This window comes from Segatella copri, assembly GCF_949820605.1.
In the GTDB taxonomy this organism is placed as follows: Bacteria; Bacteroidota; Bacteroidia; order Bacteroidales; family Bacteroidaceae; genus Prevotella.
On record NZ_CATKVU010000006.1, the window covers coordinates 218,804 to 242,563 of the forward strand.

Here is a 23,760-nt window from a genome sequence, read left to right on the forward strand (position 1 = left end):
ATTCTTTACTTGAAGTTGAGCTTGCCTTCGGCAATCTTCTTAGCTTCTTCTAGCTTGTTGGTGGTTATGAAGTCAACGCCGGAATCTACGCATTTCTGAATCTCCTTCATCTGGTCGATGGTCCATACATTCACCTTCATGCCCAGGTCGTGACTCTCTTTAATCCAGTTCGGATTTTTGAGGAGGGCACCACCATAGTAGTCGATGCCGGCAAAGCCTTTCTGCTTGATGACTTTGGGAGCCACGTCGCTGCCCAGATTGTAAACCCGGGCTTGTGGGTTCAGCTTCACGAGTTCCTCGCAGGCATGCATGCTGAAGGAGATGTAATCCACCTGCTTCTCCATGCCGGTTGCCTTTACTAAATCAAGGCAAGCCTTTACGCATCTGTCTTCACGCTCAGGAGTCTGATGTGCCATGATTTCCAGAATCAGCTGCATGGGAGCAAGCTTCTTGCCTGCCTCCAGATAACTCTTCAGCGTGGCGATAGGCTCACCGTTGGCAAGCTTCAGATTCTTGATGTCGGCATACTTGGCGTTCTCGATGATGATGCCATGGATATCGTCGTCCTGGTTTACCACCACGGTGTCAGGAAGAACAAGGCTATGCAAAGAATTGCAAAATAAAAATGCCTCATTTCCAATGCTGGTAACGCTGTCAGAAATGATAATATCAAACAGAGAACTGCAACCCCTAAATGCAGACTCAGCAAACATGACAAACCAGCTCATTCTGCTAAGGACGAAGCAGAAAGATGCCGAAGTTATTATGCAAACATTGCTTTCTTCAAAGGCGCCCTAACCGAATACACATTCCAAATTGTTACTGGGAATATTTACAAAAATGGTATGGAAAAATATAGAGCTATTATTGCAGGAAGCAGCAGTTTCTTCAATTGTGATTTGATGAAAGAAAAATGCTGCCTCTACCTTGAGAACAAACTTAAGACGCATCATGTCATCTTACTCTCAGGAACTTCCATTGGTACAACAGAATTGATAAAAAGACTATCCAGCAGAATTAAAAATCCTAGTTGAATCTAACTTTGCTGAATGGGATAGATTCGGCCGAAGTGCTGCTGGTATATCAAACATTAAAATGGTAGAAAGAGCTAATGTGCTTATTGCTTTTTGGGATGGAATGAGTACAAGGACAAAGCAACTTATAGATATGGCCATAGCCAAGCAAATACCAGTTAAAATTATACGATATTGGCATAATTAACAAGATGAAACAACTTCTATGCAGAATTTTCGCACAGATTACAATATAAATCCCCCAAAAAGTGAAAAAACGAGTAAATCAGTATTGATTCTAAACAAATTTCACTATCTTTGCAGAGCCTTACCATGTAAAGTGGATAAGCACAAATTAATTTTGACTTAGATGATGGTGTAGTGGTCAACTATGCCAAATTTGGGGATGTTCTAAAAAAGATAAAATAGCAAAGCTATGGTTAATAGTATTGACAGAAAAGCGGTAACAGAACTTATGAAGGGGTATTATTTTTATATCCCTTCATATCAGCGCGGCTATAGATGGACCAGCATCCAGGTGGTTCAACTACTAAGTGACTTATTATGTTATGCAAGTAGCACTTTTAACAAGCGAATACAAGGTATCAACGAAGGTGAGTACTATTGTCTGCAGCCGGTAGTAGCAAGAAAAATCACAGACAAAGAAGTACTGAAAAAATTCCTACCAAAAGATGCTAAGAAAGATGCAGAAGCATGGGAGATCATAGATGGTCAACAAAGACTTACAACTCTTTATATATTGTACAAGTATTTAATTACGAAGTGCAATATTTCTGCTGAAAGTTTAAAAGAGGATGAAATAGAACTCTATCATCTTACCTATGCCACAAGAAAAGGGTCTTCAGTTTTCTTAGCAAATATTGGAAACAACGATGATGAATGCAATGATAATATTGATTTTTTCCACATGAGTCAAGCCTATGAAACTATTGACAAATGGATAAGAAGCATTGATGAGTATGAACTTACAGGTGCAAAAAGTTTGTGCCAAAGATACAACTTAAGCACAAAAGTGAGCGATATTCTGAACATATTCCGTTCATTATTAAATGCGGAAAAAGATAAATATTCAATGTATGGATCAGTCCAAGTATTATGGTATGAACTTGCAGATGACAAAGATGCCATTAAAGAGTTTAGAGAAATCAATACAGGTAAGATTTATCTAACAGATGCTGAATTAATAAAAGCTCTCTTTCTCAGAACACAGAACTTGGAATCGCAAGAGCATATTCAAATGCAGCGTGCCTTAGAATGGGAAAATATTGAAAATACGCTCCAAAATGATGCTTTCTGGTGTTTTTTAAACGCCAAAGGAATTGATATGCCTAACCGCATTGACTTCATCTTTAATCTAAGATATAAGATGGAAACTCTTTCTGTCTTAAATCAAGACGATGACAATCTTGATGGAAAAGTTGATACACTGTTAAGAGACTGTGAAACAAAACTCGCAACGAATAACTTTGTGTTCAACTATTTCTACGACAAGTTTGATGGAAAATCTAATGTTGAATTGATTCAAGCATTAACCACGGAATGGGATGAAATACTTAATATCTTCCATACAATAGAAGATTGGTATGAGGATGTCATCACCTATAACCTTATAGGTATGCTCAGTCAGTACCAAGGCAACTTGCTTCCGAAGTGTTATTATCATTTCAATCACATGGATGAAAATGAGTCCAGGGGTGAATTTAAAGATTGGCTTAAACAAAAAATTTGTGATCAGACACAAAATATCACTGTGGAACAGGGACATATTGACCTCAGCTTTGGTGATAGCCGAATATTTAATTTGCTCTTGCTCTTAAATGTCCATCATTTAAATAAGCAAGCAGAAGGACTTGAGAGCCAAAGCGAGTTAAGTTCTATCTATAAATTTCCATTTGATGTTCTTACTAAACAAGGTTGGGATATAGAACATATAGATTCATTCACAACTAATGGATTGAAAGAAATATCAAGCAAAAAGGAATGGATTAGCATAGCTCTTGAAGACTTAAGTATGAATGAAGAGGAAAGATCTTTCATAAATGAGCTTTACGAAGAAGGAGAACTTGACAAGGCCATCGAGAAAATACGAGAAATCGCAAAAGAGTGGACTGATGCACCAGAGGAGGTTAAGAATAATATTGGGAACCTCACTCTATTAGACTCAGAAACCAACCGTTCATATGGTAATAGCTTATTTGTAGTGAAACGTCGTAAAATCATTGAAAGAATGAAAGCTGGCATTTATGTTCCAGTTACAACTACTTATGTCTTCATGAAACTCTTCGACGAAAACGGAACAAACCGCTCTCGATGGGGAGAAGAGGACATGAATAAATATCAAGCCTACATTTGCGATGAACTCAAAGATTATCTAAACATTAAAAAGTAAAGACAATGAGTGAGACATATACATTCAGAAGTATCTTCAGCAAACCTATTTCATACGCAAAAGACGAGGATCCTATAGTAATTTCGAAAGTTATCATACCAAGAATACAGAGACCCTATGCGCAAGGAAGACTTGGTGAAGCAGAAACAAAGATAAGAAATTCCTTCTTGAAGGATATTTTTAAATACTTGACATCTGAAAATGATGCCATCATGGACTTTCATTTTATCTATGGTTCTATCAAGAATATTGAAGATATTACAAATCAAAAAGAGTATATCTTGGAGCTATTAGATGGTCAGCAGCGTTTTACAACTCTGTTCCTTCTTCATTGGTTTCTTCTTAACAAAGAGAAAAGACAAAATACGGAAGTAGCAGAAAGCATTATCCATGCACTTAAAAGTTTCACCTATGAGACTAGAGCTACAGCTACTGCTTTTTGCCAATCTTTAGCTCAATATTCATGCAGCTTAGAAGATGAAAAGCCAAGCGTTTGCATACGTAGAGCAAGATGGTACTATCATAATTTTGACAAAGATTCTACCATTGCAGGTATGCTTGTCATGCTGGATGCTATGAACGAGGAATACAATAAGACTGAAAATAATAATCTCTTGGAAAAGACCGAGAGATTGCAATTCTATGTACTCCCCCTAATGCAGTACAATCTTTCAGAAGAACTATATATGAAGATGAATGCTCGTGGTCTGCCTCTATCTGTCTTTGATAATTTTAAAGCAGAATTTACAGGTGCTTTAAGAAAATGTAAAACATTGACAGAAGAAAAGGTTGACTTAGAGGGTGGCATTCAAAATGAATTAATCTCACATGAAGAAAGTATTTCTCTGAAACTGGATGCCAAATGGATAGACTTGTTTTGGAATAAAAACAAATCTAATTCTGATGAAAGCTATATGAGATTTTTCAGTAGATTCTTTGCCTATCGATATATGATTGATAGTGATGTTGCAGCTAAAGAAATGACAAGCAAAGAACTTCCCATTTACTCATTTTATACACTTTCAGAAAGCAAAAAAAATGAAAATGTATATTTAGGATTTGATGAATATGAGAAAGTCTTGACCAACCATCCAGAATATTTTACGGCTTTAGAAAAAGTCTTAGATACACTTTGTTCGCATAAAGAAGAAATTGCCAAATCACTCACCCCGGCCTGGGGAAAAGAGAAAGAGGAAAACTTCTTTCTGGATTCTACAGCAACGTTTTCACAAACGCTCTTGGTTGTATTTGGAGCCATTTGTGAATTTATACTATGCTATGAGGATTGGGAAGCAGATATTTACCAAAAATGGATGAGAATCGTATGGAACATCATAGAGAATACCAATATTGACAGTTTGATACCAGCAACCAACACACTACGTAATTTATCTAATTTTACAAAAGCTGTTGCTTCGAATCAGCACAAAGCAAGTACATTCTATGATCTCAAATCCAGGGCAAAATGTAATAACAGTTTCTTTGAGGCAGTAGCTGCTTCCAAGGAGATTGGCTCTTGGCCACGTCCATTCCAGGAAGAAATAGAAAAGGCCAAGAGAATTGCAGAGAATCCAGATTGGCTAACTGTGTTTCAAAGTGTAGAAGTCAATCCATTCATAAAAGGCACTACCTGTTTCTTCTATGAAGAAGGAATGCCAATAGAAGTATTCTGCAAGAACTGTGAGTGTATTCAAGAAATGTTTGATAAGGAAGGCATCAGTCCATATTATCGAAAGAATCATGTACTACTTCGTGCTATCAACTCCAATTTGTACGAATGGGATGGTCAACTAGAGAACCGCTATGTAACAGAAGATAGTGAACCTAAAAAGTTCTTAAAGACATTCCTCATTAATGAGCCTATCATAAGAAAGATGCTTATAGCAGCATTTAAGAATGCCAACAACAAGGAGGAGATTACATTCTTTTTAGAAGAGTACATCAAGAGCAACATTGTGTCACTGAATGGTTTAGAGAACTGGGATCTTCAACTTGCCATTGCTCATAACATCTTATGCCAAGACATCAGACTATACGACTGGATGACTTCTCAAAAAGCACCCGTTTGCATAAGTTGGTTTAAAGGACACATTGCTGTAGCTATACCACGTGTATGGTATGATAGATATTTAATCGATTCTGAAAGAGATGCCATAGCCCAAAAACTAAAAGATGATTTTAGCATGGAATATTGGGAAGATGAAACTAAACATACCTATCTGTCTGATTTCGAAGAAACTGGACACTATAAAGGTGAAGATTTGTTTATGTTTGCATCACTATCAGACAAGGAAGATTATTCTATGAATTGCTGGTTCAAGAATTACCACGAAATTCGAATATTCATACAATGTCCAAGTCAAAAGAAATGTAAGGAACTTGAGAAATTATTACTTGAAGGTACCATATATGATGATGAGCGAAATTGCTTATACTTCGATACCGATATGGATGGTAACCTGATGGCTAGCTTTCATTACTTTTCAATAAGTGACTATAGTCCAATAAAGAAGCGTTTAGAGGAGATTTGGGATAAAGTAGAATCGGCGGTTAAAAAATTAACAAACAATAAGTAGCAATGAATTCGCGAAATAGAAGAATACAAGAAAAAACATAAATAAGCATCAGCCAAGAAGCCAGGAGCTTCTTGGCTTTTTTCGTCTAAAATATTAAATCTTTAATGTTGCAATTTGCGACCTTAAACATAGGAAATCATGGTTTGTGATATCCAATGTATTAAATCGAGTAGGAGGAAAACAAAGTAGTTTTTCTCCTACTCGATTATATACCTTATTATATATATATACATCTAATCTGCTTTATTCCGCCAGTCGGATGCTCATCGGGCTTACGGTGATGAGGCGCTTCTTGTAGAGGTCGCCCACGGCACGCTTGTAAACCTTCTTGCTCACGTGGAAACGCTCGTAGATGTCGTCGGCTTCGCTCTTGTCGCCAAGGTTACACTCGCCGTCGTTGTCCAGGAGATACTGGTAGAGGGTCTCGGCGAAGTCGGCTGTCTGCTGGATGCCGGTCTTCTGCAGGGTGACATCTATCTTTCCGTCAGGACGAACTCTTCCGATGTAGCCCTTCATCTTGTCACCGGTATGGATGTACTGGAAGATCTGGTCCTGATAGAGGAGACCCGGATACTGGTTGTCGATGATAACCTTGAAACCGAGATCGGTCTTCTGCCAGATGAGGAGATCCACCTCGTCACCATGCTTGTAGTGAGGATGGTCTTCGTTGAGATAACGCTCAATCTTGGCAGAGGCAACGATGCGATAGCTCTCCTCGTCGATGTGGATATGCACGATGTAGGAGTTGCCGAGCACCATACGTTTCTTCTGCTCGCGGAATGGGCAGAAGATGTCCTTCATTAGCCCCCAACCCAGAAAGGCTCCGTATTCGTTGACCCATTTCACTTCGAGATAGGCGAAGTCGCCCACCTTAGCCAATGGGGTTTCGGTGGTAGCGATGAGGCGCTCTTCCTGGTCGAGATAGATAAAGACATCCAGCTCGTCGCCGATGCCTGCGTCTTCAGGTACGTAGCGGGATGGTAGGAGGATTTCTCCCTCGTCACCACCATCGAGATACAGACCGAAATCAACTTTCTTTACGATGCGAAGGCGATTGTAATCGCCGAGTTTTATCTTTTTGCTCATATAATATTATCTTCAGTTTTTTCTTCTGTTGTTGGGGCTTTTGCAACTTCTGCAGGTTCTTCCTGGCTATCAGCAGCTCCAGCTTCCACTGTCTTCTCAATCATTCCATCCTTGAGATGGATGGTGCGGTCGGTGATGGCAGCAAGGCCCTCATCATGAGTTACGATGACGAAAGTCTGACCGAACTTGTCTCTGAGGTCGAAGAAGAGCTGGTGAAGCTCAGCCTTGTTCTTGGTGTCGAGACTTCCTGATGGCTCATCGGCAAGGATGACGGCAGGATTATTGATCAAAGCTCTCGCCACGGCTACACGCTGTTTCTCACCACCGGATAACTCGGCAGGCTTGTGACTGGCTCTATCGCTCAAGCCCATGAACGCCAGTAACTCCTCGGCACGCTCCTTGGCTTCTTTTCGGCTCTTGCCTGCAATGAAGGCAGGAATCATGATGTTCTCCAGGGCGGTGAACTCAGGGAGAAGTTGGTGGAACTGGAAGACGAAACCGAGATGCTGGTTCCGGAAATCGCTCAGTTTCTTGGTGCTGAGGCTGCTTGCATCGATGCCATCAACCATGATGCTGCCACTATCAGGCTTGTCGAGGGTACCGATAATCTGGAGAAGTGTAGTCTTGCCGGCACCACTAGGACCGACGATACTTACCACCTCGCCCTTGTCAATATGCAGGTCGATGCCCTTAAGCACCTGCAGGGAGCCGAAGCTCTTGGTTATACCTTTTATATCAATCATTTTCTTACTCAAAATTATTTTGCAGGCAAAATTAAGCAAAATATTTGGAAATGCCTAATTTTAAGAGATAAAAAGAAATAAGGAGGGATATAAAAAAACAAAACGCGCCTTATTCTTGCAAATAAAGCTCGTTTCAGTACTCAATTCTGTATTACTTTCTATAAAATATAGGTGCTATTTCAACCCATCGGCATCACTGGTGGTCTTCAATCCGTTGCTCTTTTCTCTAGGGGTGATATTCACCTCCTTTGCCACGGTATTCTCGATGAGGCTGGCATCGAATGCCACCTTCTTGTCGGTACAGTTGATGTTCTCAAAGGTGAAATCTACCAGATGGTATTTTTCGCTCTTGCCCATATCGAAGAAGTTGTCGCAATCCATCTGGATATTCTTCATCGTGATGTTGTTGCACTGGCTCAGCGGCATGTCCTTGCGATCGCCTAGTTTGAAGAACTGCTTCCATGGGCGGATGACGAGGAAGCTGCCTGTGGTGCCCTGGATGTTATCCACCGTTACGTACTCGTAATGCTGAGGAGTATCAGGGCGCATCTTCAGCCAGAGTACGCGCTGTGCATTGCCCACCTTGATGTTGCGCAATACGATGTTGCGGTCTTTCACGCTCTCGCTGCCGAGGGTTAAGCAGCCGTGCACTCTTCCGTAGTTACAGTTCTGGATGAGCACGTTATATACAGGACCATTCTCCGGTGCCTGATCAGCCCAGGTTCCCTTACCGCCCTTGATGGCGATGGCATCATCGTTTACGCTCATGTAGCAGCCATCCACCAGCACATCGTGGCATACATCGATGTCGATGGCATCGCTACTTGGTGCCCGCATGCCACTGGTAGGGGCGAAGATGGTGCAGCCCAGGAAGCGGACATGGTCGCAACGGTAGATGTGGTTGGTCCAGAACGGACTATTCTGGATATGTACATCCTGCAAGGTTACGTTGCTTGAGTTGCTGATATAGACGAGGCGGGGACGCTGTGCATCCTTGTTGGTGCATTCACGGTTCCAGGTGCGACGAATCCAGAACTCCTCCCAATAGTGATAACCGTTGCCATCGATGGTACCTGGACCGGCGATGGTAAAGCCATCACATTTGTCGGCATTGATGAATGCCGAGAAGTATTTGCAGGTCTCGCCCTCGATGCGGGTTTCTACCACTGGGAAGTTGGCGATGCGATCGCTACCTTTCAGTTTTCCGCCTTCCGAAACATAGAGATGAGTCTTTGGACGGAAGAAGAGGGCACCGCTCTGATAGGTTCCGGCAGGCACCACGATAACGCCACCGCCATCTTGGGCAGCACGGTCGATAACAGCCTGGATGGCCTTGGTCTGAATCAGGGTGCTATCCGTTTTCACGCCATAGTCGGTGAGAACGTATTTCTTGCCCAGGGTATCCACGTTCACCTTCTGGGCGTTGCTGAACCAGGCATCCATCTTTGTGCCATCAGGCCAAAGTTCGGTTTGTGCCTTCTTTGCTTTCTTCTGTTTCTTTGCGGCGTTGGCGCTTAGTGGCGAAAACGCCACTAGGCAAGCCATCAGCCAGATATATTTCTTCATGATTTGTTTTCTTTTTTAGCTTTAAAACTTAGACTTGGGGACCAGCGATGGAATCGCTGGGAACGGTGGCGGAAGGGGGAGGTTCTTTTTTACCTTTTTACTTTTAAAAGCTTGTAATACTCTGCAGCACCAAGCAGGAGGCAACCTGTGCCGTAGTCCTCGAAATCAGGAACGGAGGTGAAGGTGACAGGCTGGCCAGCTGATGGCTCCTTTCCGGTGCCTTGGTTATAGCCGATGAAACCATCCTCGTGAACGGATGCGGCAAGAGCCTTCCATGCCTTGTCCATCGCCTTCTGATAGGTGGCTCTAGGAAGAATGCCCTGCTGAACACCCCATGCCATACCATAGAGGAAGAGACCTGTACCGGTCATCTCAGGACCGCCATAGTTGGCAGGACAGACGAGGCTTACGTTCCAGTAGCCATCCTTGCGCTGGCATTTCAGAATAGCCTGGCTCATAGAGATGAAATCCTTCTTCAGATACTGATAGTACTTGTCGGTCTTTGGCAAAGTCTCCATCACGCGGACCAGGGCTGCATATACCCAACCGTTGCCACGGCTCCAATAGCAGTTGCTGCCATCCTTCTCCTTGTAAGGTGGCACGTAATCCTTGTCTCTCCACCAGAGACCCTCTTTCTTGTTGAAGAGACCATTAGCCAGGGTATCACGGCTCCATTTATAGGAATTCATTGCATAATCCAGATACTTGCGCTCGCCAGTAATCTTGGCATAGGCAGGCATTGCCATCTGGATGGCGTCAATCCAAGTCCAATAATTCACACGCTTGGTGCTCATCTGATGGTCTAGGTTTTCCTTTACCTTGCTCAAGTCCTTCTTGCCGCCTGTCTGAACGTAGCGATCCATGTAGGTTTGCTGGCAGCACTGGTTGTCGGCATCGGTATCGTTCACGCTGCCACGGGCAGTCCACTTGTGATAATCCGCCCACTTGTCGGTATAGTCGAGATAGCGCTGCTGAGGGTCAATCTCGTAAAGCGCCATCAATCCCTCGTAATACACGGCGCGGGTCCAGAGGTTGCTGGTACGCTTTTTCTTCACGAAAGTGTCGATGGTTGGATCACTGTACTTCGTCATGAAGTAGTTGTTGGTGCGATGAGCTACCTCCAGAATTTCATTTTGCAATGCGGTCTGGGCAGAAACAGAAGTCAAACCCAGAAGCATGAAGAGCGATGAAAAGATCAGTTTCTTCATTTGTCTTGTTATTAATGTTAGTTTATCAATTGTTTCTTGTTTTATTTCATCTGCAAAATTACGCTGAATAATTCTAACTTCCAAATTTTTATGTTGTTTTTTTCAGCAATCCTGCATTTCGTTGTTACTTCTGATTGACGTTGCAAAGATACAACATTTCCGTTTCCTACCTATGCGATTTGTGCGATTTGCGTGGATTCGGGAAATAAAGTACAGAAAATACTATGAAATCATTCTGAAAATATCTCCGAAGGATAAAAAGATAACTCCGATAGATAAGAAATTATCTCCGATAGATAGCAAAATATCTCCGATAAAGAAGATATGGAAACTGTGTTGGGGTGACGAGGTGAAGGGTGAAGGGTATATTTTAAATCTTTATATTATATTCTTTTTTAGGGCTTTTTCGATTTTTGACCCTAGGGTCTTTTTTTGAATTACCCTCTTTTTTCTTTACCCACGCGTACATATATAAATAGAGTTTTCAAACCTTCACCCTTCACCTTTTTATTTAACATTCTGTAAATCAATTTATTACAGGTGAAGGGTGTGAAGGGCGTTTTTCCGCTTTTCTTAAACATATTTTAAGAAATGAATCTGTCTTTACATTTTTTTTAAAGTTGCATTTCCTTGAGATGTTAGATTGATATTTCCATATTTTAAATATCTTGTTAACTGACAGTAGTTTTGGCTATTTGGATGAAAATTTAATATTTTTAGATAAGAATGCCAAGGCATTCGATAAGTTGACTTTCACCGTGAAGGGCGATGCGAATATCGTGGCGGTGGATAATGGAAACATCTTATCGGATGAACTTCATATCGGAAAGACCCAGTTGGAGAAAACCATTCAGCGCCATCTCTTCCAAGGTTCCGCCCTCGTAATATTGCGTGCCGGTGCTAAGCCTGGAAAGATAGGACTCTCGGTAGCGGGAGAAAAGATGAAAGCTAAGAAGTTGGTTTTGAATACGAAATGAATATGAAAAAAGGTCGCCAAAATGCTGGCGACCTTTTTAGTATTTATTTCGCTATATCCGTCGAAATTCGACAGATTTTCCGCTATAAGAATGCCGAATTCGCTATAATTCCGCTATAATCCGCTATAATATGCCCTCTATGATTGAGGCATGACATACCAAGTTCGTCCTTCCGCTTTTATTAAATATTCTTTGCTCATGTTTTTGAGCAAATCTCCGAGCATACGAATTTTTTGTTCTTCCGTCTTGTTTTGCGGAAGAACATCCTTCAGATATTCGTATATACTATCTCGCTTGGCACCTTCACTTCCTGCATTGCTGAGATATTGGAGAACCATTTGACGCAACCTCTCCTTATCCAATCCTTTTGTTTTTGTATAAGAAGACAGTTGGTGAGTGTTCTTGGCAATGCTAAGAGAAATGCTGTAATGCGGGACCTCACCTTCTATCAGTCCACGTTTGAGTAAGTCTTGCGCTATATCCTCATGAATAGTTCTGCCTTTTTGTACTGCGTCTAGTGAGATGCAATCCCAGAGAGAAAGAGTGTTGTTTGTCTTCAACAAATCAGTGTATCGTTTATTGATTTCATTGCCATAGATGCGGACAACTACTTTCTTCTTGATCTGTTCAATCTCATAGTCAGGCATAGGGAAGTGTCTGCGCCATTGCTCATTGAACATTTTCTTGATACCACGGCTTACGGTATCTATCATGTTGAAATCTACCATCGCCCTACATAAACATTCATTGCGGAAATGCGTCTGAGGCTCTTCGTTCCTCAAAACATTCTCCAAAGTGCCAGGAATGAATGTGCCAGCATTGGAATAATACAGATATCCTGGATTCTCCACGAAATTGATGCGTTGCTGGAGAGTGTAGTCTTGATGGCCAATACAATTATGAAGGGCCTCACGGATGGTATAGTCATCATACTGCTTCATCGTGTCGGGGAAAAGCGTACCTCCAGGCATTTCACGCAATGTCAGATTCTCTATCTTTGAGAGAATTTCGTCCACCGTTAATATAAAAGGTACTGTGAAGTGTTCGTAGTCAACCACTTCCTGGTTCTTGTCTCGCCGTGTCCAAGTAACCTGTACAACAGCAGGACGCAGTTTGAAAGCGGATTCGTATTTGCCCAACAAAATGATAGCTGCCCGAGTAATACCTCCGTTTCTCGTTAATCCACACTTGCTCAAGAAAGTTTGAATATTCCAAGCATTCACTTCTTCAGCAGGAATACGGCTATGTACTTTCTTGAACATCATTCGAGCCTTGGCAATAGCAACCTCATCCAAATCGTCTATTGTTGCATCAGCTACAATTTCTGCAGACCAGTCCTTTGCTGCATAGATTGGCTCTTCAAGAATGACAGCCATTCTTTCTTGAGTCAATTCCACCAACGAATCTTCTATGCGTTGCCATGCCTTCTTGTGGGCAAGGACAGGGCGACGAGGCAAGTGCTTTGGAATATGTAGTATCCATACTCGCTTATTTGTATCATCGGTTATAAACTCCTCAATGCTTAGACCTTCAGATGAAAGATAAGTGCATTGTTCTGTGAGTTTGAACGTTGCCGACTGAGTGTTTGCAGGTTGCCCATTAAAAGTAAGTCTCGAAATATCTGTACCGACTATTTCAAGCGTCTTATCCTTTACCCCAATCACAAGATGTCCACCCTCCATGTTGGCAATAGCTGACACGTAGGAAATAACATCATCCTTCTTGTCCCCACAAAACGAGTTCTTCAGATTCTTAAATTCCTTCCACTCACAGCGAGCATCCTCTTGTGGGTACTCACGGAGGAGGTATTGTTGTAGTTCGAGTTCGAGCATTGGATTATCGTTTTAAGAAACTTTTTAGACTTATCGTGGATAAGCCTAATGCCTTTGATTTCAACTGTAAACCATTATCAGATGTCAATACAATTGGATTCTCACCTTTGTATTTTAAAGCAACAGAAAGGATCATATTATCAGGTGAACGCTTGTCAAAATCTTCTGGCAATAAAGAAGTGTCAGCAAACTCATAGATGACCTCATGTTGTGTTTCATTATTAAGATTACGAAGCGCCTTTTCTGCATTACGTTTATACTCATCATTCAACTTTATCTTCATTGTGTCAAGTTCATCTGTTACCTTTGCGGAAAGAATAATTGGATATGTTTTATCGATTTTACTGAGAATATCTGGGCAGTTTACAAAGATGTTCGTGTCAATGATATAGAAATTCTTTTTATTAGAACTCAGTTCCTTCTTCTTGCGTTCAAACCTTGATAAATCAATCTTACCAACTACTTTGACACCAATTGTTGGAGCTGCGTTTTTGGGGTAAGTTGGTTCTACTGCTGTTTTGTTTGACCCTGTAATTGGCTTTTCTTCAAAACTGTCACTTGTAATAACTCGAACTCCACCATCATATCTATCGCAATTTTCAATGAATTGCAAGACAGTTGGTGAAACAGTATGGAACTCATTTAACGGAATGTCAGAGATAATAAGTGTTGTGCTAAGTGAACGACTTGTTGCTACATTGAAGCGGCAATCCTCAAGCGCAAAACCTGGATTGCGTGCTGGAACATAGAGAATAGCATAGTCAACAGTCATTCCTTGGATTCGGTCTATTGTTTCTATAGTAATATCCAGTTCTATGTCAGATGTACAGAATCGCTTTTGAAGTTCTTTCACAGAATCACGAAATGGAGTAATAATAGCAAGAGTACGTGTTGGATAATACCTCTCCATTATGCCAATTACATTGCGTATAATAGAATCCGCTTTATCAGAATACACTCCATTGCTTACATTGCATGTGCAATGATACAGGCACCCTCCTTCATATGGGAAAAGAGGACTATTTGCATCAGCAAAATCAAGATACTCTTTCTTTACCGAAACAAAGCGGTTGCCATAGAAGCACTTGGTAAGAGCAGCCGAACGACTTGTAAGACGGAATGTCGTTACAATACGATAAGACTTTATTTGCGAACCTAAAGCCATCGTCTTCAAGCCTTCCACCTGCGTTGATACATTCCAAGAATTGTACTGCGGATTATTGAGTTTCACGATAGGTGGCAACTGCATAGGATCACCTACTATCATACAATCCACGCCCAACTGTTTGAATGCAACTATAGTAGTAAGGAATGCTTGAGAAGCCTCTTCTATGACTATCAAATCGTATTGTGGCAAACCATACAGAGTCATTTTCTTTTCGCTAAAAACGCTTGACAATTGATAGTTTGTCGCACAGAGCATTTCGCCATCAGGGACCTGCAAGTCGGCAGAAGCAGCTTTTACACCAGACACCTGTTTGCGTTCGTCAACAGAGAGATTTGTCTTGCTGATACGACCTCCCTTCACATACTTCTGCAAAGGCATCTGCTTTATCAACTCGATAAGACCCTTGTTCGCCATGGTGGTGACGCAGACGGTTTTGCCAGCATCAAGATACGATGAAACTACAGAAGCGATGGTGTAACTCTTACCAGTTCCTGGAGGACCTTGTACGATACAACAATGTTCATTAGCGAGCGTGTCTATGATTGTGTCAGAAATGCCTGTTGGCTTCTGTTCATCAAACGCAAGTTCCTCGGGTGTCCATTCCTCGTAATTGATTGTCGATTCTATGTTCAATTCCTCGTTTGAAGAGAATGCATCCATATAGCTAGTAAGGTTGCGGAAATACTCTACAGGAGGAAATGGATTATGGACGATAAGTGAAAGACTTTTGCCATCAGCCAACGCCTTTGACAAGATATCGTACAATTTAAGACTGAATCCAGAGCATGCAACATAGTCATAGTTGGAAACACCAGTATGAACATAGTACATTGGAGTCATGTCAGAACCTGGAGAATGAAAATCCTTATTATCAACAAACTCCTCCCAACGGCAGCTCCACTCCGTAACGTGTTCACCTAATGCTTGCTTTGCACCTTTCTTAATTATGCACACGCCCTTCAGAACTTTCAAGCGTGGAGCCATACGCCGAGGAAATTTGAGGATAATCATGCCTGTCTCATGCTGAATGGAATCAACATAAGCAAGCGATAATTCACCTGCCTTGAATAAGTTCCGCATCTGCGAGCGATTGATTTTTTGCTGCTCGTCGATAGCCTCCTTTACTTGGTCTGCAAAGAAGGACTTATAGTTTGCAAGTTTGATATTGTCAATCATAATCAATAGTCGTTATCGTTATAATCATCGTTACCATCTTCCGCTTCTGCCATAGCACCAACATAGTGAGCGAATACGGCATCCATATTTGTGCGAGCAGCCACACGAATCAAGGTGTATGCAGTACCTTTGGCATCTTCAAGTATGCCTGTATAAAGAGCCCTTACTACATCAACTTTCTCCTTGCCGGTAATCTTGATAACAACATCGTCTTTTTCTACAAGTTTCAAGAATTCCTCGGCGTTGTTAATATAATGGAAGTTCTTGCCTTGTCCATCAAGATAAACACAAATCTTCCACTTGTCATCAACCATCTTATTCCATACAGAAGGAGAAGCATACATCACGCCACGAGCAGCACTACAAGTATGAATGTATCTACCATCTTTAAGTTTGTGTACAGTTACATCACTCGCATTACGCACGAACTCTTCCATTGTTTCCTCAGGCTCTGCGTGCATCTCATTTTTGAGATTCTGGTACAGACGCAACTGAGCAAGATAGTTGGTGTCGGCAATCTGCTCTGGCTTGATATTACATTGAGCTAAGAGATCTATTTCCTCCCTCGTTGGTGGTAATGATTCCAGTTCAAGAGGCGTTCCATGTGAGCGAAGGCGTTCTAATTCCTTTTTGGTGAAGTTCTTCGGATGTTTACGTGTACGAGGTTTGTAAGGACTGTCGCCAACAGGTTGATAATTCTTGTCCTTATCAACAGATTCCATGTACCCATTACGGTCAGGATCATAATCATTCTGAGGCTTGTTTGATGAAGCGTGAGACGTGTTAGACGTATGAGTATTAGAATACTTTGTGCTGACACTATCCGTTGTGTCAACATCTTCATCAACGTCAGCTTCTACATCGTCTGTTTCACCTGTGTCATAGTAGTCTTCACTATCCTCTTTATCAACCTGTTCATATGTGTCATACTGACCAAGGTCATCTTCTGGCTCTTCCTCTGCTGTAGATGACGTTGTTTGACCAACTGATGATTCAGTTTGTTGCGACTGCTGTTGTGGACGAAAGTCAGAAGTTGGCTGCTGCGATGCGGTTTGAATAGGTTTTTGGGGTGATGTCTCTGCTTCTTCCCCAACTTCAAGTTCGTTAACAGGTCTTAACGTTACATCTTTATTTGGTGCACTAGGCTTGTCAGCCTCGCGAATAGTTTCCGTATCATCAACATGTTGATTTTCTGTTGATGTCTCTGTAGTTGCTTCTGTAGCAGAATCTGTTGGTCCATTCGTAGCATTGCTATAGTAATCAGTTTCTGTTTCGATAGATTGTTCTTCTTCTGGCTCAACGTTGATGGTCAAATCCAACGATCTGAGATAAGCGCGGAACTTTTCATCGTATGCAAGCGAAGAGCAATACTTTTCGATGCACGCTTCTACAGAAACACTATCATCAAGAACGTCTTCACATACATTATCATACACGTCAAAACCTACCAGTCGCTTCAATCTACTACAGAACTTTGTAAAGGTACGATTATGCTTCCATGAGCTTACATAATAAAGGTGATTGTCATAGTTATAGATACGCTCCACATCATTATGTATAGTGTCATAACCGAGATCTATCTTTTCACATACAACAAAATGATACTGCGACAGCTTTGTATTATAGCGTTCGTAGAGCTCTTGGAATCTGTCTGGATTCTCGATAGCCGACAAGATAAGCAGACGAGGTCTGAGTATGGCAACCATATCAGCTGTTTCATCTTGTTTGCCTATAGGTGTTGCGACAAAATCAGAACTTGTCAGACATTTTATCTTCAGCATGTTGCAGACCTTGACAAATGAATCTGTATCATAAGGGAAAGCACTTGTCTGCATAACAAATTCATCGCCACGGAAAATGTTCCTTTCCTGTGTCGCATCCGGATGGATAGCATAAAGTTCCGTAATATGCTTCTTCTGCCCCTTACCATTACGCCATTCTGCAGTTGGCGTTTTACGATAGTTGTCAACCAAAGTCTCATCTTGAATAGGCGAAGACAGCATCCAATTAATCACTATACTACGGTAATGAGTCTCTTCCTCTCTTGGATGCGTAACACGAGCAAGGTAATAAAGGCAATCTTCAAAAGAGAGAGCCTTACAGAAGTTGATCTTCTCAAATAATTCACGAGCATCACGATTGTCAATAGAGTCAACAATAGCTTTGCAAGGAACCTTCTCTTGCCATTGGGGTACCTTGGCCCGAACAGCATAACCAGCTATATGAGGTGCATACAACAACTCCGGCTTTTGAACAGAATTCTCTGTTGGTATGCATATGCGGTTATTGAAACATCCGTCTTCCACCCATGATTCATATTCGACCAAGCGACGAGAGAAACATTTCGACCAGAAATAACAAGCAAATGTGCGGTTTGCGAGATACTTTAAGTCTTCTCGTGTTATATTCTGATGTAAGTTTTCTGCCTTGAAATATTGCTTGATGATATCCTTATTGCCTTCGAAGATGTAAGTGTCAGAAAGATACGGCAATTCTGACACACCATTTGCCTCAAAGTCGCATGTTGGAGAATATGCTGTTCCAAGTGTCAGTTCATGAGCAAACTTGTATGTCGTTTCATTAGACTTGACCAGATACTTTATCTGCTTACGAAGTGTGTCTTTTATGTCATACTCACTCTGTATCTTGGCTACTTCACGTACAAACTGAATGTGAATGTCTGCAACGCTATTCTCATCGGCAGCAAACTTTGTAAGATAATCCTTAACCTTTGCGTCAATCCACATTTGCTTTGTGGTAATGAGATTGCGATTACCATACTCTTCAGAGATAGCATGAAGCAAGTTCTTATTTGCCTTTAGAATATCGGGATGAACCTCGTTGGCAAGAGTGATGTACTTGAATGGTTCAGATACTGAATCCTCATCCACGTTGACGATTATTACCTGATCAAGAGTCTTATAACCGACAGATTGAGTACGAACTCTCAATTGCATAATTTGGTATTTCCTTTCAGCCCATTTATCCTTCAGATCTTTAAGGTGCTTGGTCATCATCGCTACAATCGAATCCAAAGACTCAGTTTCAATAGTTGAAAGCTTAGGCAAGATGTCTGAGAAAAGAATATCCCTATTATCGGACTTAAGATCAAGTCTTCTGAATAATTTCATCCACTCTGCCTTCTCGTTCTCATTGGCGGTTTCAATGTAAGACGAAGACACAAAATGCGCCTCCTTTACATACTTAGTTACCAACGCCTCAATTTGCTCCTGCTGATAGGTGTCAGAAATGTAAAGTGATGCACCATTTATAAGCGCATTGTTTTTGTCTAGCAACGGAATAGCCTTAAACTTATCAACAGATGCAATTTGCTTCTGGTTAACCTTTACCCATCGCCAGAAATCAATGTTAATGTTAATAACATTAACCGATTTACGCAAGTTTGCGTTCTGAGCAAGAAGGTCTGTTGTGGTATTGATGTCAAACTTCACTATCTTGAATAGCTGACGCATATCCTGAGAGAAATCATCGGTATATTTCTGTGAGAGTACAACATACGTCTTCGGACACCATGCTTTCTCGTATAGAGTCTTTGCGTCCTCATTGTATTCGATATACAGGATATTAAGTTCCCTTGCTCTTACTATGGTTCCGTCATAGGCAAGTAAAGGCATATCTTTGATGTCGTTGAAACTCATAGTTTCATCAAAGAGTCTGTCTGCGTCTCGCTTCAGGTATTCTAAGAATGTGAGCATAGTTGCCTCGTCAACAAGATTGGCATAGATAATCGCCTTGTTCTTGATTACAACATCTGTGAAGAACGACTTGTCTGTGAAGGTCTTAACGCCAAACTGCTGACGCAAGAACGATTCCAGTTTCTTTACCTCTTCCTTCTCATGACCTTCAAAGTAATCATTCGATAGAGCATACATCATGCTATCCTTCAACCAAGCATGATTGATATTGTCAGCATAGGTGCTGTTCTGAGCATACGCATCCTGATTGAAGTATCGCACGTCGTCGTTGCAAAGATATACCTCGTTTTTGTGGATGTCAACACAACGCAAGACATAATCCTTGAAACAGTTTTCCTTCAACTGCGCTTCACAACCGTAAACATATTCAACAAATGCTTTGTTAGCGGCATAATTGTTTTCTATGGCTGCGTTAACTTTTGCTCGGAAATCGGCATCGCCAACTATGACAGTAGTAGCGAACGAGTCCTTGGTAAATTCGTTGAATCCAAGGTTAGCAAATATTGCAGTTAAGCAATCTTTCTCGTCATCAGCCAGACTGTCCAAATAGATATGCGATAGTACGTTGATAACATTCTCGCCCAACCATTTCTCACGGGTTAAGTCGTGAGCATCTTCGTTAAAGAAGTAGTGATAATTGGTATAGTCGGTACTTGCATCACCATCCTCGGTAATGTACGGAATCTTTGTCTTATTAGCCTTTAAATCAACTTTATTTACCGCAAGATAACGATAAAATGCAACAGAATTGCTTGGTACGTTAAGCAACGTCATGGCGTCCTCGTTGGATAGAATGTAATCCGTAATCATAGACGCAGAAAAGAAAGGCCGGAAATGCTTGTCTACAAATGATTTCCAATTTTCATTTCCCTCAAAATTTGCTTTTGATGTCTCACAAAGATGCGGTACAAATCTACGCAAGAATCCTAAACTATTACAATTTGTGTCAAAATCATAGTAGAGATTTCCTGCTGTAAACAAATCGCCTTCATATTCAATAAATATTTTTTTCTTCGCAAACTCGTCTAAATCATCCTTACTCAACCAATGTCTTATAAATCGTGTGTTGTTTTCGGGAACCGTCAACCATGTTTGGAAATCAGTTTCCTCACATTTCTTTATTACAGCATCAATCTTTACATCAAGGCTCGAAGGAGAATGCTTGTACAAAAAATCCATGAATGCCTCCGATTGTCTTAACTCGTCAACAGGCAAGGAGTAATCACCCAAATCCATAAAAATTATGAAGTCTTCGTCAGATATGACTCCGTTCGCTGTCATGCCAGTCATGTCGTTGATAATATTATCGATGCATTCAAAAGTTTGTTCACCATCCTTATCTACGCATGGGATAAAAGGCTCTTCTTTTATGAGCTTTTCAAATTCTTCTTGGAACTCCTCTATAAACGTCTTGTACACGCGCCTCTTCTTGCACTCATCAAAGTCTGGGACAAGTGCAAAGATAGAGTCAAGGTCATATTTTTTGCTTTCAATAAGCTGCTTAATCCAATAAAAGAACTGTTTACCTGCGATACGAGTAATAACATGATTGAGTTCGATATCCTCAATATCATCACGCTGTCCGTTGGGCACCATATCGGTGTTCATTAGGAAATTGAAGCCCCAATCAGCACGCTTTGCTGGCAGATAGCAATAAAGCATGGCATCATCAACAGACATTAACTTTCTTTTAACTTTCTTGCACGCAAACTTTACCGCAGTCTTACGGAAGTTCATGTACTTCTCTGGTATTTTCTCATAACCATCCGAACGAAGAGATTCTGGATTTTCCAAGACATCGTTTATCTTATCTGTAATGTCCTCAGGAATATCATCTATAAGAGAATCTGATACACACCAGTCTTTATTGTCTTTCTCACGTACAATCGGTTCACCTTGACCATCAATAAAGATGCTAACCTTCTTGATGTTCGGGATAAACAATATAACACGCTCCGAGTCGAATACATTGGTAAACAAATTGATGTAGTTATCCTCTCTGTCTTCACCAGTCAGAATATCCGTATCTCGTGGTTGGAGAGCGACTTTTACTCTGAACTCTTCGGTAGGATGCTGACGGAAAACAGACTTAATTTCATTATCAATCTCATTATATTCCGTCCAAATTGGCAATATCTGCCATGGTGTATTGATTACATCCGTAGCAGACTTGTCGAACCTAAATGTGTAATTACCAGTATTGAGAAGAACATAGTCGTTGTCAAGAAAAACAGTCTTAAAACCTATACCTTTGTAACCGATGGCTTCGGCATTGTCAGCCTTCTCGCCATCATTTATATCACAAATAGCTGCAATATTCTTGGGATTAAAATATTCACCCGTATGTTGAAATATCAAGTAGTTTTTGGTTAAATGAAATTCTACATCAACAGGCAAAGATTGATATTTGTCGTTAATTATAGTATGGCGAGGATAATCATTTGCATTTTGCAACAACTCGTAGATGAATACTTCTTTACCACTTTGGGTTAACTGCTTTTTGAGAGTATCAAGCGAACGAGTAATCTTCTTCGCAGCACCAGCAGGATAGCGCATAATACCTTCGTAAAGACTTTTTACAATGCCCTTAGGGTATATTGGCGTTATTTCCTCGCACAAATCAATACTGAACTTTAGAGGTTCAACTTTTAGCAACACCCAGGTGAACTTGTAATAAGCAAAACGATTAAATTCTTTTTTCGTACTTCTGAATGAAATCGACAAATTCTTTACTCCTCGCTCTCTATCCTCTATTTTCGTAAAATCAGTATTGCGTATGTCCGTTATCGTATACCAGCCTTCATTCTTCTGCGGTGCGAACTGCCCTATGAACATATTGTTGTCAAGGCGCAATCTTCGCTTAACCTTTACTACCTCATTAGAATCCGTATATATTGTTTGCGCACGTTCCGTCCTATACTTTTTAGAAATATCCTTTCGGGGTTCTTTCTCTTTAATATATTTTACAGGCACTTTGCAAGAAGTGTCGGAATATACTTCGAATACGCCTGATTTGGAGACAAATTCATAGAGTTTTTCATATCCCATACCTTTGTAATCTATACCTGCTTTGAGTAAAGCAGGACCAAATTTTGCCATATTAACCCATCCTTCACCTTTTTTAGGTAAAGAGTCTTTCTGTAAAGAATGATATACGGATATGATTTCTTGGAGTGTATCGTTGTTCATTATATTGTTGTTATGATTAAGACATTTGTTTATTATGTATTACTAATGGTCATTGTGCTATTACAGAGACTCGGCAAGCCACTTATTCGTTTGTCCAGCAACAGTACAAACTATCTTTATTCTTTTGAGATTATAGACTTCCTCATATCTAACAAATTTTCGTTGATTGCGTAGCAATATATTTCCTCATCGCCTCCTTCGGCACGTACGCAGTAGCCACCAGGCATCCATCAAAAAGTTCTACCACCACTCTCTGCTGACCAGCAATCCTTGTCACTCTACCATGTATATCCTTAAACTCACCCTCTGTAATCACTACTTCATCTCCTAACTTATATTTGATATTATCCGAAGTAACAGGGATGATGTGAGGATTATGTATGGAGGTTAAACGGATGAAATTATCCATAGCTGTATCGGCAATGATAAGAGGAGGATTCTTGGTTGGCGCATTTTCACAATGTGAAGTATGGTCGTAATAGTAACTCAACAAAGCTATATTTTCAAAAGCCTTGATGTTCTTATCTTGCAAAAGAGAATCAACTTGCTCAGCTGATGCATGAACAAAGAGAAAAGAGTGGAGAAGAGGCTCCGTGATGATTCGCTTCTTTCCTTGCTTTCTTACCTCTTTATATCGCAAAGGAACATAACATTCCAATCCTTTAGCCTCAACGAATGTTTTTGCCTTGATAATACGCCCATAAGAAACTCTTAATACAAACCATTGCTTGTTTCGTGAAGGCACATTCTTTACCGACACCCCACCTTTGTTCTTTGAGATGGAGGGCGTACAAGAGGTAAGTCTTGCACTTGGACACGATGAACCTGTGTCGGTAGGTTGCCCATTATACAATGAAGCATTAGCCGTTAAAGGCTGTTTGATTTTATCTTCCAATGTTATATCCAGAGGTTAGATGAAAAACCGATTGACTTTTCTTTTTAAGAATTGCCAAATATAGAACACAAAGGTAAGGAAAAAGATTGATATTAAAGGCTTTTGTTGTGGAATTCTTCGTAATTAGGGTGTTTTTTAACATTTGACTATGCTTAGTAAGTTTCCCCTGAAAGACGATTGTAAGAAGAAATAAATCATTCGAGTC

13 protein-coding genes are annotated in these 23,760 nt (G+C 40.8%); 4 read left to right on the forward strand and 9 right to left on the reverse strand.

Features of this window, described 5'->3' with window-relative positions; all coding sequences use genetic code 11:
• Nucleotides 1-5: 5 nt before the first annotated feature.
• The gene (locus tag RCO84_RS02000) at nt 6-728 is read right to left on the reverse strand and encodes a glycerophosphodiester phosphodiesterase family protein (RefSeq protein WP_317583691.1); all 723 of its coding nucleotides are present in this window, start codon (nt 726-728) and stop codon (nt 6-8) included.
• A gap of 117 nt (nt 729-845) precedes the next feature.
• On the opposite strand from RCO84_RS02000, the gene RCO84_RS02005 reads away from it, so the two are divergent.
• The 3 genes from RCO84_RS02005 (at nt 846) to RCO84_RS02015 (ending at nt 5,999) form a co-directional block, all read left to right on the forward strand.
• The gene (locus RCO84_RS02005; protein WP_194252559.1) at nt 846-1,034 is read left to right on the forward strand and encodes a hypothetical protein; all 189 of its coding nucleotides are present in this window, start codon (nt 846-848) and stop codon (nt 1,032-1,034) included.
• Between the two features lie 415 nt (nt 1,035-1,449).
• Complete coding sequence (locus RCO84_RS02010) at nt 1,450-3,423, forward strand: DUF262 domain-containing protein (protein ID WP_317583694.1); 1,974 nt, start codon at nt 1,450-1,452, stop codon at nt 3,421-3,423.
• Nucleotides 3,424-3,428: 5 nt separating this feature from the next.
• Nucleotides 3,429-5,999 carry a DUF262 domain-containing protein gene (locus RCO84_RS02015; RefSeq protein WP_317583695.1) on the forward strand — a complete coding sequence of 857 codons (2,571 nt, stop codon included), beginning with the start codon at nt 3,429-3,431 and terminating at the stop codon, nt 5,997-5,999.
• Nucleotides 6,000-6,242: 243 nt separating this feature from the next.
• On the opposite strand, the gene RCO84_RS02020 is transcribed toward RCO84_RS02015, so the two are convergent.
• The 4 genes from RCO84_RS02020 to RCO84_RS02035 form a co-directional block, all read right to left on the reverse strand.
• A complete protein-coding gene (locus tag RCO84_RS02020) occupies nt 6,243-7,085 on the reverse strand; it encodes a CvfB family protein (protein WP_022121556.1) in 843 nt (280 codons plus the stop codon).
• Nucleotides 7,082-7,828 (reverse strand): ABC transporter ATP-binding protein, encoded by a 747-nt coding sequence (locus tag RCO84_RS02025; protein ID WP_317583697.1) that lies wholly within the window; start codon nt 7,826-7,828, stop codon nt 7,082-7,084. Before RCO84_RS02025 ends, RCO84_RS02020 begins: the two co-directional genes overlap by 4 nt.
• A gap of 174 nt (nt 7,829-8,002) precedes the next feature.
• Nucleotides 8,003-9,394 carry a rhamnogalacturonidase gene (locus RCO84_RS02030; RefSeq protein ID WP_317583700.1) on the reverse strand — a complete coding sequence of 464 codons (1,392 nt, stop codon included), beginning with the start codon at nt 9,392-9,394 and terminating at the stop codon, nt 8,003-8,005.
• Between the two features lie 89 nt (nt 9,395-9,483).
• The gene (locus tag RCO84_RS02035) at nt 9,484-10,602 is read right to left on the reverse strand and encodes a glycoside hydrolase family 88/105 protein (RefSeq protein ID WP_317583703.1); all 1,119 of its coding nucleotides are present in this window, start codon (nt 10,600-10,602) and stop codon (nt 9,484-9,486) included.
• Between the two features lie 695 nt (nt 10,603-11,297).
• Here RCO84_RS02035 and RCO84_RS02040 point away from each other — a divergent pair.
• Complete coding sequence (locus RCO84_RS02040) at nt 11,298-11,579, forward strand: hypothetical protein (protein WP_317583704.1); 282 nt, start codon at nt 11,298-11,300, stop codon at nt 11,577-11,579.
• Between the two features lie 137 nt (nt 11,580-11,716).
• Here the strand turns inward: RCO84_RS02040 and RCO84_RS02045 are convergent, their stop codons facing one another.
• The 4 genes from RCO84_RS02045 to RCO84_RS02060 form a co-directional block, all read right to left on the reverse strand.
• Nucleotides 11,717-13,411: an RNA-binding domain-containing protein gene (locus RCO84_RS02045; RefSeq protein ID WP_317583705.1), complete on the reverse strand. Its 1,695-nt coding sequence runs from the start codon at nt 13,409-13,411 to the stop codon at nt 11,717-11,719.
• A 4-nt stretch (nt 13,412-13,415) separates the two neighbouring features.
• Nucleotides 13,416-15,755, reverse strand: a complete 2,340-nt coding sequence (locus tag RCO84_RS02050) for a PIN domain-containing protein (protein ID WP_317583706.1) — start codon at nt 15,753-15,755, stop codon at nt 13,416-13,418.
• Between the two features lie 2 nt (nt 15,756-15,757).
• Nucleotides 15,758-22,570 carry a sacsin N-terminal ATP-binding-like domain-containing protein gene (locus tag RCO84_RS02055; RefSeq protein WP_317583707.1) on the reverse strand — a complete coding sequence of 2,271 codons (6,813 nt, stop codon included), beginning with the start codon at nt 22,568-22,570 and terminating at the stop codon, nt 15,758-15,760.
• Nucleotides 22,571-22,808: 238 nt separating this feature from the next.
• On the reverse strand, nt 22,809-23,555 hold the full coding sequence (locus RCO84_RS02060; RefSeq protein ID WP_317583709.1) for a UpxY family transcription antiterminator: 747 nt from the start codon (nt 23,553-23,555) through the stop codon (nt 22,809-22,811).
• Nucleotides 23,556-23,760: the final 205 nt, after the last annotated feature.